At 43.7% G+C, this 15718-nt stretch carries 15 protein-coding genes, 3 pseudogenes and 1 riboswitch; of the genes and pseudogenes, 4 read left to right on the top strand and 14 right to left on the bottom strand.

Annotation, left to right across the window (positions count from 1 at the left end; genetic code table 11):
* Window positions 1–74 precede the first annotated feature (74 nt).
* The 4 genes from FYJ57_RS15220 to FYJ57_RS16140 form a co-directional block, all read right to left on the bottom strand.
* On the bottom strand, window positions 75–1112 hold the full coding sequence (locus tag FYJ57_RS15220) for an alpha/beta hydrolase-fold protein (RefSeq protein ID WP_235904299.1): 1038 nt from the start codon (window positions 1110–1112) through the stop codon (window positions 75–77).
* A gap of 35 nt (window positions 1113–1147) precedes the next feature.
* Window positions 1148–2533 (bottom strand): glycosyl hydrolase family 28 protein, encoded by a 1386-nt coding sequence (locus tag FYJ57_RS00625; RefSeq protein ID WP_154431142.1) that lies wholly within the window; start codon window positions 2531–2533, stop codon window positions 1148–1150.
* A gap of 555 nt (window positions 2534–3088) precedes the next feature.
* The gene (locus FYJ57_RS00620) at window positions 3089–3538 is read right to left on the bottom strand and encodes a hypothetical protein (RefSeq protein WP_154431141.1); all 450 of its coding nucleotides are present in this window, start codon (window positions 3536–3538) and stop codon (window positions 3089–3091) included.
* Window positions 3539–3772: 234 nt separating this feature from the next.
* Window positions 3773–3895, bottom strand: coding sequence for a DUF6783 domain-containing protein (locus FYJ57_RS16140; protein ID WP_328597414.1), 123 nt, complete (start codon window positions 3893–3895; stop codon window positions 3773–3775).
* On the opposite strand from FYJ57_RS16140, the pseudogene FYJ57_RS16135 reads away from it, so the two are divergent.
* The 4 genes and pseudogenes from FYJ57_RS16135 to FYJ57_RS00605 all read left to right on the top strand — a co-directional run.
* Window positions 3854–3967: pseudogene (locus FYJ57_RS16135) on the top strand (DUF6783 domain-containing protein); the annotation flags it as partial. The gene FYJ57_RS16140 and the pseudogene FYJ57_RS16135 sit on opposite strands and share 42 nt — an antisense overlap.
* Window positions 3968–3983: 16 nt before the next feature.
* Window positions 3984–5624: a SulP family inorganic anion transporter gene (locus FYJ57_RS00615; RefSeq protein ID WP_154431140.1), complete on the top strand. Its 1641-nt coding sequence runs from the start codon at window positions 3984–3986 to the stop codon at window positions 5622–5624.
* A gap of 154 nt (window positions 5625–5778) precedes the next feature.
* On the top strand, window positions 5779–7158 hold the full coding sequence (locus FYJ57_RS00610) for an MATE family efflux transporter (RefSeq protein ID WP_154431139.1): 1380 nt from the start codon (window positions 5779–5781) through the stop codon (window positions 7156–7158).
* A pseudogene (locus FYJ57_RS00605) lies at window positions 7154–7396 on the top strand (DapH/DapD/GlmU-related protein); the annotation flags it as partial. The gene FYJ57_RS00610 and the pseudogene FYJ57_RS00605, both read left to right, overlap by 5 nt.
* A gap of 110 nt (window positions 7397–7506) precedes the next feature.
* Here the strand turns inward: FYJ57_RS00605 and FYJ57_RS00600 are convergent.
* From FYJ57_RS00600 to FYJ57_RS00560, 10 genes and pseudogenes are all read right to left on the bottom strand, one after another.
* Window positions 7507–7731, bottom strand: a complete 225-nt coding sequence (locus FYJ57_RS00600) for a DUF3791 domain-containing protein (protein ID WP_118576149.1) — start codon at window positions 7729–7731, stop codon at window positions 7507–7509.
* Window positions 7732–7903: 172 nt separating this feature from the next.
* Entirely contained in the window at window positions 7904–9118 is a 1215-nt protein-coding gene (thiH, locus tag FYJ57_RS00595) for a 2-iminoacetate synthase ThiH (protein ID WP_154431138.1), read from the bottom strand.
* 3 nt (window positions 9119–9121) lie between these two features.
* The gene (locus tag FYJ57_RS00590) at window positions 9122–9895 is read right to left on the bottom strand and encodes a thiazole synthase (protein WP_022172109.1); all 774 of its coding nucleotides are present in this window, start codon (window positions 9893–9895) and stop codon (window positions 9122–9124) included.
* 119 nt (window positions 9896–10014) lie between these two features.
* On the bottom strand, window positions 10015–10662 hold the full coding sequence (thiF, locus tag FYJ57_RS00585) for a sulfur carrier protein ThiS adenylyltransferase ThiF (RefSeq protein WP_022172108.1): 648 nt from the start codon (window positions 10660–10662) through the stop codon (window positions 10015–10017).
* A 2-nt stretch (window positions 10663–10664) separates the two neighbouring features.
* Window positions 10665–10868 carry a sulfur carrier protein ThiS gene (gene thiS / locus FYJ57_RS00580; RefSeq protein WP_022172107.1) on the bottom strand — a complete coding sequence of 68 codons (204 nt, stop codon included), beginning with the start codon at window positions 10866–10868 and terminating at the stop codon, window positions 10665–10667.
* Between the two features lie 173 nt (window positions 10869–11041).
* A riboswitch (TPP riboswitch) is annotated at window positions 11042–11149 on the bottom strand.
* A gap of 83 nt (window positions 11150–11232) precedes the next feature.
* Window positions 11233–12225, bottom strand: coding sequence for a LacI family DNA-binding transcriptional regulator (locus FYJ57_RS00575; RefSeq protein ID WP_154431137.1), 993 nt, complete (start codon window positions 12223–12225; stop codon window positions 11233–11235).
* A 160-nt stretch (window positions 12226–12385) separates the two neighbouring features.
* Window positions 12386–13246 carry a DMT family transporter gene (locus FYJ57_RS00570; RefSeq protein ID WP_154431136.1) on the bottom strand — a complete coding sequence of 287 codons (861 nt, stop codon included), beginning with the start codon at window positions 13244–13246 and terminating at the stop codon, window positions 12386–12388.
* Between the two features lie 8 nt (window positions 13247–13254).
* The gene (locus FYJ57_RS16130; protein ID WP_268878788.1) at window positions 13255–13392 is read right to left on the bottom strand and encodes a hypothetical protein; all 138 of its coding nucleotides are present in this window, start codon (window positions 13390–13392) and stop codon (window positions 13255–13257) included.
* A gap of 131 nt (window positions 13393–13523) precedes the next feature.
* Window positions 13524–14090, bottom strand: a pseudogene (locus FYJ57_RS16125) (M42 family peptidase); the annotation flags it as partial.
* A gap of 230 nt (window positions 14091–14320) precedes the next feature.
* Window positions 14321–15679 carry an MATE family efflux transporter gene (locus FYJ57_RS00560; protein WP_205839875.1) on the bottom strand — a complete coding sequence of 453 codons (1359 nt, stop codon included), beginning with the start codon at window positions 15677–15679 and terminating at the stop codon, window positions 14321–14323.
* Between the last annotated feature and the right edge of the window lie 39 nt (window positions 15680–15718).

The following is a 15718-nucleotide window of genomic DNA, read 5'->3' as shown; positions in this document are numbered from 1 at the left end:
TTGGCTCCTTGCTCGCGTAAAATACAATAGTCGGACAGCTCCTGCCCGACTATATTTTCTTACTTTATACAATCCTACCGGAAAATCATCTGCGCAAAGTCCGTAAAGCACGGTCTCCACACATTCCAGTCATGTCCGCCCGGATAGATTTTCCTGATTTCATGGACACCTTTCTCCTGGATGATTGCATCCTCTTCCAAAAATCTGGAAAGGAAACAGTCATTATCTCCGATACATCGGAAAAAGGTATGAAAATAGTTATTAAAGTCCGGATCGTCCATCGCCTTCAGATGGGTCTGCTCATAAGGTTTTCTTCCGACCGCATCCCGGTCCGGATTGCCTTCGATGTTATCTCTTATAAAACCTGAGAAGATGCCGACTTCGCTGAACAGGTCAGGATGGTCGCATATCGTCCGGGTTGTCTGTACAGATCCCATGGACAAGCCTGCCATACCTCTCTTTTCCTTACAACCGCCAAACTGATATTTTTTCTCTGCCATCGGAATAATTTCCTCTACCAGCATCCGTTCCAGCAAAACATGGTTTAATCGTTCTTCTGAGCCGACCTTTTCCTGTACCATGCCGTCACTCATCACAAGTGCAAAAGGTTTTATTTTTCCCATTTCGATCAGGTTATCCAGTATGATATTGGCTTTTCCGGTTGTTGTCCAGGAAATCTCACTCTCACCGAATCCATGCTGCAGATATAGAACCGGAAGACCTGCGGATGGTACGCATGGTGGAAGGTAAACGATGAATCGTTCCCAGTTATTGGAAATCTCAGACTTATAGAATTCATGTGTCAGCGTTCCATGCGGGATGTCACGAATCTCAGCCAGCTTCTTTTCATCCGGCAGTTCAATATAATTGTATAAACGGCCATATCCATGTCCGATCGGCAGCTCAGGAAGCAAAACCTCCTGTCCGTCCACACAGATCTGCACATAATTCACAGCTGTGGAAAACGGAAGTTCCAGAATCCACTTTTCTCCGTCTTTTACAAATGAATAGGTCTTATCATCCCACTTTAAAGAAAGCTCTTTTGCATTTTCACAGTCCAGCTGCAAAAAATTCTTTCCGTCTTTCCGGAAAAGTATGCTATTTTGTTCCATAAGTGCCTCCTTACTCTCCATTTTTCTTTACATCATCAGAATTTCATCTGTTTGCATGTCCTGACGCCATTGACGTAGATATCGTTTGCCAGTTCTGTGACAAGCCGCATATCCTGCCAGGTTTCACACTTTTCTCCCATAAAGGTAATGTTATCAAAGTGAATATCATGGACACGTACTTCTTCTGTCGGTGTCTGGAATCCACGGATCGTGGAAACAGGGATATCTCCGTTTAATACCTGAATGTTGTCAAAATAGATATCATGGATCTCTCCTTTTGCCATCTGCTCTGTATATCTGCAAAGCAGAACCTTGATATCAAACAGTTTCTGTTCCGCCTGTTCTACTCTGATATTTTTATAGTGGATATCATGAATGTGACCTCCATCTGCCTGGTGGATAGAAAGTGCGGCACCGCCCATATTTCCTTCGTACTGGCAGTGGATGATATCACAGTCTTCGAATACCAGATCATGAATCTCACTCTGGAGAGCATAACCAAGCTCTATGGCATTACCAGGTTCTGCATTCCAGATTACGTTATTGTGAACGCGCACTTTTGTCACATCCCTTACTGTTGAAGGATCCTTGAACAGCCCCTGGGATTTGATGCAGATACTGTCATCTGTGGAACGGACAAAGCAGTTTTTCACCTCCACATCCTGGCTGCTGGTGATATCAATTCCGTCTCCTGTTACGATTCTTGACATAATATTCATATCATCAATGACAACATGATCACAGGCTGCCGGAACCACATGCCAGGATGGTCCGTCTACTGCAGTAAATCCTTTTAAGAGAACATTCTTGCACCATTTGATATAAATAAAGAAACGATGTGCATTGCTGTCCGGCAGATGCCAGCAGGCTCCGTTGACAATTCCGTTTCCCACAATGGAAATATTTTCGCTGTGTTCTGCATAGATACATCCGGAAACAACAGCACCTTCCTCGATATAGACCGTATCATTTGATTTCAGGGTAAGAACTCCTACATTGTATGCCTTACCTTTTTCAAAACAGATGGTGGTATTTTCCGGTTTTTCGATTCTGCGAGAACAGAATACAAACAGGGCGTCATGAAGACCACCGTCTGTCTCTACTGTGAATTTTCTCGGTTCATCGAGATGAATATGAACGGTCTCTCCTTTTACGGAAGGCTCTATTCCGAAACTGGTGGGCCGGATGGCCAGTTTTTCAAATGGTGTATGGATAGAAATTTCCAGATCATATGCCTCATTGTCTACTACTACTACATAATCGAATGAGTCTGTATGGTATACCACACGTTCTGTTCCGTTGCAGATTACACTGTATTTTTCTGATTTCTCCAGTTCATCTACAGAATTTAAGACAAATCTCGGTTCCTCAATCGGATCCGGATTGGGATAATAAATCAAATCCTTTTCAAAGTCTTTCATCGGTCTCTTCCTTCTCCTTATACTTAAATATATATCTCACTGCTTCCCCATTCATGGTCGCTGCTGTTTCCTACACTGATCCGAAGCTTCATTCCGCAGCTGACGATTTTCATATATTAACCTTTTTATCCTATTTAAAGAATATAGAACTTTTTTCCGAAAGTCAACTGTTTACAAACTATCATTCTCATCGAAAAATCAAAGAGTTACTGTTCACTCCGTGCCCAGCAACACGCTGCGCGATGCACAGAATTTATGCTGATCGCATAAATTCGCGCGATATGTCTCGAGTTTTCTGTGACCTTCGCTCACAAAAACACCTCGCGGGATATTACCAGTAAACAATAACATCAAAGAACAGCAAAAAATCCGTGGAGATAATTTTCTTTTAGAATTGAACAACTACATGTAATTCCGAAAAACATCTCCACGGATATTTTCAATTAAGATTATGACAATTTATGTAACTGTTCAGTACCTTCACAGTTACGAACCCCAATGCCTTGCGGGACAATGACTGCTGAATAATTACAATCACTCCTTATAATAACCCGGTCAGAAATCATAATCATCCGGATCCAGCCCTGCATCCTCAATCATCTCTCTTCTTTCATCCGGATCCATGTATTCCAGTTCATCATAATCCAGTCCTGCATCCTCAAGTTCAGCCCTCACTTCATCTTCTCCGAACGGATCCACATCATCGTCTTCGTCATCCTCATCCTCATCTTCGTCGTCATCCTCATCTTCATCATCATCCTCATCCTCGAATTCATCCCACTCGTCTTCATCCGGATCTTCAAATGGATCCTGTTCGTCATCATCCTCGAACTCATCCTCTTCATCTTCCGGATCTTCGAATAAGTTCAGCCCTTCATCATCCTCAAAGAAGCGGTTCTTGTCTCTGTTCGCTGTATTATCCATGAACTGATACATTTCCATCCGTTCTACAGAATCCAGTTCTCCATCTCCGTCAAAATCAAACAGATCATCCAATTTATACATATTCCAACCTCCCGATTCTTTTTCATTATCCATTCAATTCAGTTAGTTATCTTCTATTATTCTCTTTTTATAATACCATTCTATAGCAAATGAATATACAAAAATCACAATATTTAACCAACTTTTTTGCAGCATGATGGCAACTATTCAGCAACCACCGGGCGGAGGCTGAGCAGCTGCCAATTTTGTATATAAATGCAAACATAACCGTTTTATGTTATTTTTCCCTTTTTTCTATGCTATACTAGAGCGTGTCTGAAAAAGGCTTTTCGTGAGCTGCGAGTCCCAGTTTGTGGGAGATTTTATCCGAATGAGGGCGGCGTAGCGGGCTACGGCAACCGAATGAGGGTAAAATATACCGCAAAGTGGGGCTTGCAGATTGCGGAAATGATTTTTCAGACACGCTCTGGATCAGCAAAATTAATATGAAAGGTCTTATACTTCTATGAATTCTCTAAAACCAATGCTGTTAACCTGTCTGAAGTCCTATGACAAGTCACAGTTTATCAAAGATGTGACTGCAGGTATCATCGTCGCGATCATCGCACTCCCCTTATCTATTGCACTTGCGCTCGCTTCCGGAGTTGGCCCTGAAGCCGGTATCTTTACTGCCATTGTAGCCGGTTTTGTGATTTCAGCTCTTGGCGGAAGTTGCGTACAGATTGCCGGACCGACTGCTGCATTTGCAACCATCGTTGCCGGTATCGTAGCACGTGACGGAATGGATGGACTTATCATCGCCACTATAATGGCGGGTATATTTCTTATTCTGATGGGACTGTTCCACTTCGGCAGTCTGATTAAATTTATTCCATATACCATTACGACCGGTTTTACTTCCGGAATCGCTGTGACCATCGTGATCGGCCAGTTGAAAGATTTTTTCGGAGTTACTTATCCGGATGGTGTAAAACCAATCGAGACAGCGGAGAAAATAAAAGCCTTTGTCCCGAATATTTCTTCCGCAAATACCGATGCCCTGATCGTTGGCATTATAAGTCTTGCGATTTTGATCCTTGCTCCTTATATTTTTAAGAAAGTTCCCGGTTCTCTGATTGCAGTCATCGTCGGAATCCTGATGGTTCAGTTTCTTCCGCTGAAGGTATCCACGATCGGAAATCTGTATACGATCAGTAACTCTCTTCCAAGTTTTCATATGCCGGCGATCAGATTCAGCACCATCAGTGCTTCCGTCTCAAATGCATTTACGATTGCAGTGCTTGCCGCAATCGAGTCTCTGCTATCCTGTGTAGTTGCCGATGGAATGATCAACAGCAAACATCGTTCAGATATGGAACTGGTTGCCCAAGGCGCAGGAAATATCGCTTCCGCACTCTTTGGAGGTATCCCCGCAACAGGTGCCATCGCCAGAACCGCTGCCAATATCAAAAATGGCGGACGGACTCCCATCGCCGGAATGGTACACTCCGTCACACTCATCATCGTGCTGGTCGTTCTGATGCCTTACGCCGGAATGATTCCTATGCCGACCATTGCTGCGATTCTTTTTATCGTTGCCTATAATATGTGTCAGTGGCGAACCTTCCGCGACCTGGTCAGGACAGCTCCTAAGAGTGATATTCTTGTACTGATAGTAACATTCGTACTGACAGTTATCTTTGATCTGGTCGTTGCTATCGAGATCGGTATGGTGCTTGCCTGTCTGCTTTTCATCAAACGTATGAGCGAAGAAACCCATGCAGACAGCTGGGTGTACACAGACGATGACACTCCGGATATCGATGAACATCTGCAGAAATTACCGCTGCAGATCCGTGTTTACGAGATCACCGGACCACTGTTCTTTGGTGCCGCCGATGCCATTGAACATATTGTTGTCAAAGACTTTACCAGATGTCTGGTTCTTCGTATGAGAGGCGTCCCTGCACTTGACAGCACCGCCATGAATGCACTTCAGAACCTGGTAAAAACCTGCGAGAGTAAAGGAATTACACTTGTATTCTCCCACGTCAATGAACAGCCCATGCACGTCATGGAAAAAGCCGGTTTTGTGGAACTTGTCGGAAAAGAAAACTTTCAGTCAAATATATCCGCTGCATTAAAAAGAGCTGAAGAGGTCATCTGACCTTTTCAGCTCTTTTTTAAACTCATTTGCAAAATCTGCTGATTGACGAATCCTCTATTGACTTTATATAATAAATATATTAACGACGTATTAACCACTCAAAGGAGTAGTGTAACTGTTCTATACTTTTACAGTTTACAGGTGAACCAACGACATGGAAAAAACATTTTTTACGAAAGACCCTTCTTTTTACCGTTCCTTTTTCAAATTAATGACAGTAATCGCGCTGCAAAACCTGGTGGCCTACAGCGTGAATATGCTGGACAATATCATGCTGGGAAGTTATAGCCAGAATGCACTTTCCGGCGCTGCGACGGTAAACCAGATTTATTTTATCGTAAATCAGATTGCACTGGCGATCGGCAATGCATTAATTGCAATCAGTTCCCAATACTGGGGAAGCCATCAGACAAAACCTATCCGAAAGGTAACAAAAGCCGCACTGTTATTCAGCCTGGCAATTTCTGCCGGAATTATCACTTTATGTATTCGTATTCCGAATACACTGATTGGTCTTTTTACGACCTCACCGGATATCATAAGAGAAGGTACTATTTACCTTCATATCATACAATGGACTTTTTTATTTTTCATGATCAGCAACCTTTTACTGGCCATGCTCCGCAGCGTGGAGACCGTAAAAATCGCATTCCTTATATCCGTCATATCCCTGTTGGTGAACGGCGGAATCAATTATATCCTGATTTTCGGAAGATTCGGTGCACCGGAAATGGGAATCCAAGGTGCTGCCATCGGAACTTTTGCAGCACGCATACTGGAACTGGGAATCGTTCTTTTCTATGTATGGAAAAAAGATACAAAAGTCAAATTGTTTGATGAAAAATTCCGGGATGGTATTATCGGAAAAGGCAGTGGTACTGTCTGGAAAACCTTTTTTAAAGTGTGTATTCCCATCCTGACTTCCGGTTTGTTGTGGGCAGTTTCCCTTCCTATGCAGACAGCGATATTGGGGCATCTTTCTTCGGATGCGATTGCAGCCAATTCCGTATCAAGCACCTTTTTTCAGTATCTGAAGGTAATCGTCATTGCGATAGCCGGTGCTTCTGCTGTCGTGATCGGAAAAGATATCGGAAGCAATGACGAAGAAAAAGTACGCTGCAACGGGCGTACCCTTTCCGTACTCTATCTGGCTATCGGGCTCTTGCTTGGAACTGTATTATTCTTACTTCGAAGTCCACTGTTATCCATGTACCGATTGACCCCTCAGGCTACTTTATATGCAGACCACTTCATGATTATTATGAGTGTAATCATGGTTGGAATGTCGTATCAGATGCCGGTCGGAGTCGGTATCATCCAGGGTGGCGGAGATACCAAATTTTCGATGTATCTGAACCTGATTTCCGTCTGGTGCATTGTAATGCCATTGTCCTTCCTGGCCGCATTCTACTGGAAGCTGCCGGTAGAACTTGTAGTGATCGCCGTGCAATCCGATCAGATCTTTAAATGTCTGCCTATATTCCTGCGCTTCAAAAGCTACAAATGGATCCATAAGCTGACGGCAATCGACTGATGCAATAACTCGTTTTGGTGAGCCAAAAGAAGATGGCTCATTCGAATTTTGTAAAACGCACACAGCACCGGTTATCATTGGGAACAATGTATGGATTGGTGGCGGTGCTATTATTTTACCGGGCATTACGATCAGAGATAATGTTGTAATCGGATCCGGCAGTATTGTAACTAAAGATATTCCCGACAATGTGATCGCAGCTGGTAATCCCTGTAGGGTAATTCGTGCGAATCGGTAAAATTTCCTGATGTAAAACAGGCCACTATTACAAATTTATAATGATAAACCTGTATTATCCACAGCTTTTTTCGTGAATAATACAGGTTTATTTACACACATGCTATCATACTATCTGTCACTGCATCCTAATTCAGCATATTCCTGTTTTAATTCTTCCGCAAGATATGCATCGCTCATACAGTGCATATCTGAAACACCATCTCGAATCAGCTGATATACCTGGGAATGGTAAAAGAAATCCAATGCAGCGTCCAATGAAATTTCCTGCTGTCTGGCAAAACACTCTATGACACGACTATATTTTTTCTGAAGTAAAATCGGATTGGCTGTCATAACATCTCACTCCCTTCGAAATGTAACAGAGACAATGCTTTCTCTGTGCGGAAACACATCTGTATATTCGGCTTTTCATACCGCAGACGGTTAATAACTTCTGTTTTATCCATGAATTTATTATATACCAGGGCAACGTGGAAATGATTAGTTACTGTTCCCAGATTATTCCCTACACATAAATATAATCACTCATCACCGGCTGCAAATTGTTAGAAAGCAGTGCATTATAGACTTCTTCTACATTTCTTCCATCTGAGATCTCGAACTGATCGTCGCCCTTATCCTCGATGTCATCCACATGGCTTCCGATTCCGGTGCTGACTCCGGCGGAGATTTTGGTTGCCGCGATACCTACAAGGTTGTCACGTACCCGCGCGCACTCTCTCGTTGACACTGTGATACTTGCAAATGGCATGAATAACCGATATGCGCACACAACCTGCAAAAGCTGTTTCTCGTGAACATCCATAGGATTGATGCGATCGTTATTGATGATCGGGCGCAGACGCGGACAGGAAAATGCGATTTCTGCATGCGGATATTTTCTCTGCAGAAGATATGCATGGTATCCGGTCGCAAATGCATCCTTTCTGAAATCATCCAGACCCAGCAGTGCACCAAATCCTACTCCGCGCATGCCTCCTCTTATGGCACGCTCCTGGGCGTTGACACGATACGGATAGATACGTTTGTGGCCTGCCAGATGAAGTGTTTCATATTTATCGGAATTATAGGTCTCCTGGAAGACAGTTACATAATCAGCGCCACATGCATGCAGATACGCATACTCATCAGAGTTCACCGGATAGATTTCAAGTCCGATCACTTTGAAATATTTTCTTGCGATCTTGCAGGCATTTCCGATATATTCCACTGTGGATTTGTTCCTGCTTTCTCCGGTCAGGATCAGAATCTCCTGCAAGCCTGTCGCAGCGATCGCCTGCATTTCTTTTTCAATCTCGCTTTCATTTAACTGGGCACGTTTGATCTTATTATGACAGTTGAATCCACAGTAAATGCAATAATTTTCACAGTAATTCGCAATATAGATCGGTGTGAACATATAGACGCTGTTTCCAAAATGTTTTCTTGTCTCAATCTGTGCTGCCTGGGCAATCTCTTCGATGAAAGGCAGTGCTGCCGGTGATAAAAGTGCCGCAAAATCTTCCGGTGTTCTGGAACTGTGTACGATGGCCTGTTTTACATCAGCCGCTGTGTATTTGTCATAATCATACGCATGCATGGCATCTACGACCTGATCCAGGATCTCAGACCCGATATCTTCCATACCCGGCATATATTTCATATGATCGATTCTGTTTTTCTTCTGATCTTCCAGAATCTCTTCGCTTAAGATACTTTCATTGATATGCTGATTTTCCATGGTCTAGTCCTCCAGAAATCCGGTCAGCGGTGATGATGCACTTGCTCCTCTTTCGATCTGTCTTCCCAGACCGGAAAGGTAGGCGCTTCGTCCTGCTTCGATTGCCTTTTTAAATGCCTCTGCCATAACCGGCACGTCTCCGGCTGTCGCGATTGCTGTATTTGCCATAACGGCAGCCGCTCCCATTTCCATAGCCTCACATGCCTGAGACGGGCGGCCGATTCCTGCGTCAACGATGATCGGCAGATCCATCTCATCGATTAGGATCTGGATAAACTCCTTTGTCGCCAGACCTTTGTTTGATCCGATGGGTGCTCCCAGTGGCATGATGCAGGCTGCTCCGGCATCTTTCAGAGCTCTTGCCGCATTCAGATCCGGATACATATAAGGCATAACTACAAATCCTTCCTTTGCAAGGATTTCTGTTGCTTTGATCGTCTCATAGTTATCCGGTAATAAATATTTGGAATCGTGTACAACTTCGATCTTTACAAAATCCCCACATCCCACTTCTCTTGATAATCTGGCGATTCGCACTGCCTCCTGGGCATTTCTCGCTCCGGATGTATTCGGAAGCAGGGTTACATTCTCCGGAATGTAATCCAAAATATTGGCAAGCCCCCCTTCGTTTGCACGGCGAAGTGCCAGTGTGATGATCTGTGCGTCTGCTTTTTCAATACAGGCTTTCACAAGATCCAAAGAAAATTTTCCTGATCCTAAGATAAATCTTGATGTGAATTCATGTCCTCCAAGGCTCCATGTATCTTTTGTACTCATAGGTTTATTTCTCCTTCTTCGTAACTGTTCATTGTCTACTTAATATCTGCTGAATAGTTACCTGTATTCTTTATACTTCGTAATGGTTCACTGTTTTCACAATGTCTGCTGAATAGCTGCTATATTTCTTCTTCTCCAAGCAGCAAACGGGTGATCATATTGGCTTCATGGGCTGCGCAGATCGCAACCCTCGGAGCCATCAATCCATGTCCATAAGTCGGTTCCGTAACCTGATCCCCGCAAAGATAGAAGTTTTTCATCAATCGCCGGGTACGAATTGTATTGCTGCTTCCATACCCGGCCATTCCGGATGCGGACACCAGTTTTTTCTCCGGAAAATGCTCCAAAATTCCATTTACAAGCATGGCTTTTGCCTCCGGATTGTCAAATGCTTCACATATAATTCCTGCATTCTCAAAAAGTGAAATCAGATTCTCTTCTGTCACTTTGATGCAATCCGTCTGAATATCGATATACGGATTAATCTTTTGAAGCAGAGACTTTAAAGCATCTGTTTTATACATACCGATATGTTCTGTAAAATACTGCTGCCGGTTCAGATTCGTAATATCCACCACGTCAAAATCAATAAGATGAAGATGACCCACGCCGATACGCGCAAGTGCATATGCCACGTTGGATCCCAGACCTCCGAGACCTGCGATCGTCACCCGGCCTTCGGACAGTTTCTTTTGCTTTTCCGGTGAATGACGTTCTTCAAGTGCAGCCTGTATTTCCTCTTTTGTCAAAACCTTCGTTGTCTCCATTTTCAGCCTCCTCCTACAAATGTCACCACCTCCATGCAGTCTCCGTCTTCTAACATCCTGTCCGCATACTCGTTTTTGGGAAGGATCTCGCCATTCAGTTCTACTGCAATCCGCTTCATCTGGTATCCTGCACTTTCAAGATACACTTCTACAGAAGTTGCTTTCTCCAGTTCGATTTCTTTTCCGTTTACTTTGATCACCTGCATCTCACCTCCTTGAAGCTAAAAAAGAGTCCACAAAGAAACGTACCCTCGGTGGTGCGCCCCTTCATGAACTCTCGCTCAATCTCATTCTTTTATACCTGGATTCGCGTAAAAAAGGAGATACCAAAGTATCTCCCGTTAAATCTGTCGTAATTCTTCTGTATCTTCACAGTTACAGACTCTCTTACATAACGTTCCTACGTTGGCATTATCCAAATCAGGTATACGGGTCGAAGTTTTCAACTTCCTCTCAGCCTATCACATAAGCTCCCCGGTTCTATTTATTTGACAACCCAAGTATAATTATTTTTTTCTGTTCTGTCAAATATATTTTTTGTCTTTTTTAATTAATACATCGCTTCGCTTTTTATTTTACCCTGTCTGCGCTGCCACGTACAATAAGCTTCGCAGGTACGATCACTTTTAACCCTATCTCCCTGGAGGATGTGATGCGTTCACGAAGAAGGCGAACCGCCTCCTCACCCAATAATTCCATATGCAGGCGCACTGTAGTCAGCGGCGGAACCAGATAGTTTGCCACCGCTATATCATTATATCCCACAATACTCACATCCTCCGGAATCCGGAGTCCCTTTTCACTGACTGCCCGATAACAGCCCACTGCCAGAGAGTCGTTGTTTGCAAATATCGCTGTAGGTTTCTCCTTCCCTTCCAGGATTTCCCTGCACAGCACATAACCGTCCTCCGGCGTGAAGCTTCCCACCCGCACAAGTGCCGGAGAGAATTCACCGATTCGCTCCATATATTTTTTGTAAGTTACCATTCGTTCATCATGCACTTCCTCGCCATCCTTGTCGACTTCATAGCCGCCAATAAATGCTATCTTTTTATGTCCCAGTCCTGTCAGATAATCCATCACCGCTTCCACAGAACTGTCCAGATCGTTGACTACGCAATCAAACTGATCTCCTTTTGGCATAGCATCCAGAAATACTGTAGGCTTTTTGAAGGCTTCTATCTGCCTTACCATACTCTTGCTGAACGTTCCAAGGCACAAAAGGCCATCGAGTCCTCCAAGATTCTTCAGCTCCTCCAGATTCTGGATCTGACAGCGTTCCATATTCTCTGCCTCTAGTTTTTTTTCTACCGCCAGACGGACCGTCAGATAATAAGTATCTCTCAGCTCCTCCTCTCTGGAATAGGAATAATAAACCCCAACCGTCAGGTGTCGCTTCCTGCTTTTTCTTTCCCTTGCCTGATACTGAAGTTCCCTGGCAGCATCAAATATTTTCATTCTGGTCTCATCCTGCACATTCAACGTCTCATCATGGTTCAAAACTCTGGAGACCGTCGCTGCGGAAAAGCCGGTACGCTCTGCGATATCTTTTATTGTAGCCATCTTAAATCCCTCTCTGCATGATACTTTTCAATATTTTTCGAATCGCATCAGCTATGTCAGTGCATTTCATGGTTTATCTTACCATATTGCCCTCAACCACGCAACGAATTGTTACGACGCTGTAACTGTGAAGGTACTGAACAGTTACACGACGCTGCCCTTATGCCGTTGTCTCCTCCGTGGCTGAATTCGCCAGAATAACCGCCGCCAGAATAATGATACATCCCAATATCATGCGCAATGTGATACTTTCATGAAGAATCATGACCGAGAACAAGGTTCCGAAGACAGACTCCATAGACAGAATAATTGCCGCCTTTGTCTCATCCACATACTTCTGGCATGCTGTCTGAAGAAGATAGCAGACCGTTGTGCTGATAATGCCGAGATAGAGAACACTCCACCATCCTTTTGCAGTAACCTGAAAATACACCTGCCCGGAGGCAATCATGAATATCAATGATAAAATACCTGCCGTACACATCTGAATAAAGTTCAACACAGATGCCCTGTACTTCTTCACAAAGATGCTTGTCAGAAAAATCTGAAAAGCAAAGCCCACTGCACATATAAGTGTCAGTCCGTCACCCAGTCCCAGGGACAGATCTTTATCCAGGGACAGAAGCCCCACCCCTGCTATCGCCAGCACTGCTCCTATTATACCTCTGAATCCTACTTTTTTCCGGCAGATCAGAAAAGCAATAAAAGGAACAATCACCACATTTGTGGCTGTGAGGAACGCATTCTTTGACGGAGTCGTATATTGCAGTCCTATGATCTGAAGAGAAAACCCAATAAAAAGAGCTGCGCCCATAAAAACTCCTGCAGTTACTTCCTCTTTTTTTATTCCTTTAAGATTCCGGATACTTATCCCACCCATAAGCACGGAAGCCAACAGAAAACGAATGGTCATGATCTGAAAAGGCGACAGACTGTCAAGAGCCATGTCACTGGCCACAAATCCACCTCCCCAGATAACAGTAACTAATACCAATCCGGCAATCGCCATATATTTTTTCATAAATCACCTTATCCTTCCAGAGGTTTCAGACAAATATCAGACCCGATTCCACATAAAAATTCCGCAAGCACGTCAATACATCCCTGCACATCCTCCATACTGCACACTTCTGCCGGATTATGCATATAGCGAAGAGGTATGGACATAACTGTTGTAGGTATCCCCCTGCCTGCCATATGAATAGCATCTGCGTCCGTACAGGTTCTTCACATCCGTTCTCCCACTGATATTTTATATGTACATTCCGGGCAGCTTTTTTGAGTCGCTCCACCACCATTTTATGACTGAAAGAATTATGGAGGAAAACAGGTCCGCCTCCCAGAAGGATTTCTCCGTTTTCGATGGCTCTTGTTCCCTCATAATCGCTGGTATATGTAACATCAAGCACAACAGCCAGAGTCGGAGCGATTCGGGATGCACACCAGGCAGCTCCGTGCTTTGTCAGTTCTTCCCCTACAGTAGTTGCCGCATAAATTCCACATGTGCACCCTCTTTCCTTGGCCTTTTTCGCAGCCTCCAGGATAATATATCCTCCCAGACGGTCATCAAGGCCTCTTGCGCAGAGTCTGTCATTTAAAAGTTCTCTGTAATCCGTGTCAAAGCTCACCGGATCACCACAGGCCACATGACCCATGGTATCTTCCCTTGAAACGGCACCGATATCAATGATGATATCTGTAATTTCCAACTCTTTCTTATTCAGAGAGCCATGGTTTCGGACTGCGCCGTAAACCACATTTCCTTCATGCATGATTCTGACTTTCTGTCCAAGATAAGTTCCCGGATAAATACCACCCGCCTTGGATACGTGGAGCATTCCTTTCTCCGTAATATGCGATACCATGAGACCAATCTCATCCATATGTGCCGACAGCATAACCTTGATCTCTGCATCCGGATTTACAATACTTACCACATCGGCAATTTCATCCGTGTAGATCTCATCCGCAAATCCTCTTGCATACTTTATAACTTTTCTCTGAATCTCTTCCTCAAAGCCGGAAACTGATTCTGTTTCCAGTAATTCATATAAAAATTCTCTGTTCATATGTATTCTTACTCCTTTTTTCCGTTCTATACCGCGTTCATCGTCTGCTCACGCTTTTTGTTGATCCGATAATACAATCCTACACTGAGCAGGAATCTGGACACCTGATCCATCGCAATAATAATCCAGATTATTGTCAAAGGCAGCCTTAACACATACGCAGCCAGCATACACAGAGGAATCCTTATGATCCATATGCCAAATCCCGCCACCAGCATAGGAGCATTCTTATACCCCATAGCTCTGATGGTTCCATTGTAGATCCTGGACAAATTCTGAGGTATCTGAATAAATCCCATAACAAACACATATACAACACCTATGGCCTGTAATTCAGGTTTGTCCGTCATCAGAGTCATAAAGAACCGCGGAAGGAAAATCAGCAGCACCGAAGTTATCGAGCTGATAAATACTCCCACTTTCAGTTGTTCTTTAAAGTAAACTTTTCGCAGTTCCTCATCCTGCATACCAATTGCTCTGGCTGCCAGTGTAGTGGATGCCGTACTAAAACCAATGGCCGGCATCTCCGTAATTTCCTCTGCCTGTATACCCAGCTGATATGCGGCAAATGCCTGGTTTCCGTAAAATAGTATCACTTTACTCAAAATGATAGCAGAAACCTGCCAGAATACGGTTTCCAATGCTGCCGGAATTCCTGTAGTATAGATTTCGTAGATACATTTTTTATCAAAACTGAAAAATCTATGCTCAGATGGTACTTTTCGAAACAGTCCACCCTTCTTTTTATATAAAAGGTACAGTCCTGTACCTGCACCAACTGCCTGTGCCGTCAAAAGAGCGGTAGCCGCACCTTTTATTCCCATGCCCGGAATACCGAAGGCACCAAAGATAAAACAATAACCACAGACAATATTGACCACATTCATAAGAACCGCAATATACATAGGAATCTTTGTATTGCCGTATCCCTGGAAAGAGGCTGTAACCACCGTCGTGATCACCACAAACGGGAATTCGAATATAATGGTCTTCATATACCCCTCTGCCAGAGAGAGGATCTGGGGATCCTTTGAAAAAAATCCAAGAAAAAGCGGTGCCTTAAAGTATAACACCACCTGAAAAATAAACACAATAATCATTTCCGTAAGAATGGTCTGCTCCGCAATCTTCCTGCAATCCTGATGTCTGCCCGCACCGTATGCCCGGGCGATCAAAACCGTAGCACCAATTGCCACCCCCTTATAAAAACACCATAATGTATCCGTAATCCGAATACAGATCCCCTGTGCGGAAATGTCATTTGCAAGCAACCGTCCAACCATTGCCGTGATTACCAGGTTTGCCGAAATCTGAAGTATGTTTTCCAGTATCATCGGAATAATGATTTGATAAATATCTCGTTTTATAACTTTTTTTCCGTACACAGAAACCTCCATCCTTTTTAAAACGGGTGTTTGAATATA

Source organism: Oliverpabstia intestinalis, assembly GCF_009696065.1.
GTDB lineage: Bacteria > Bacillota > Clostridia > Lachnospirales > Lachnospiraceae > Oliverpabstia > Oliverpabstia intestinalis.
Note: the sequence above shows the minus strand (reverse complement) of the source record. Positions and strands in the feature narration are given on the sequence as shown.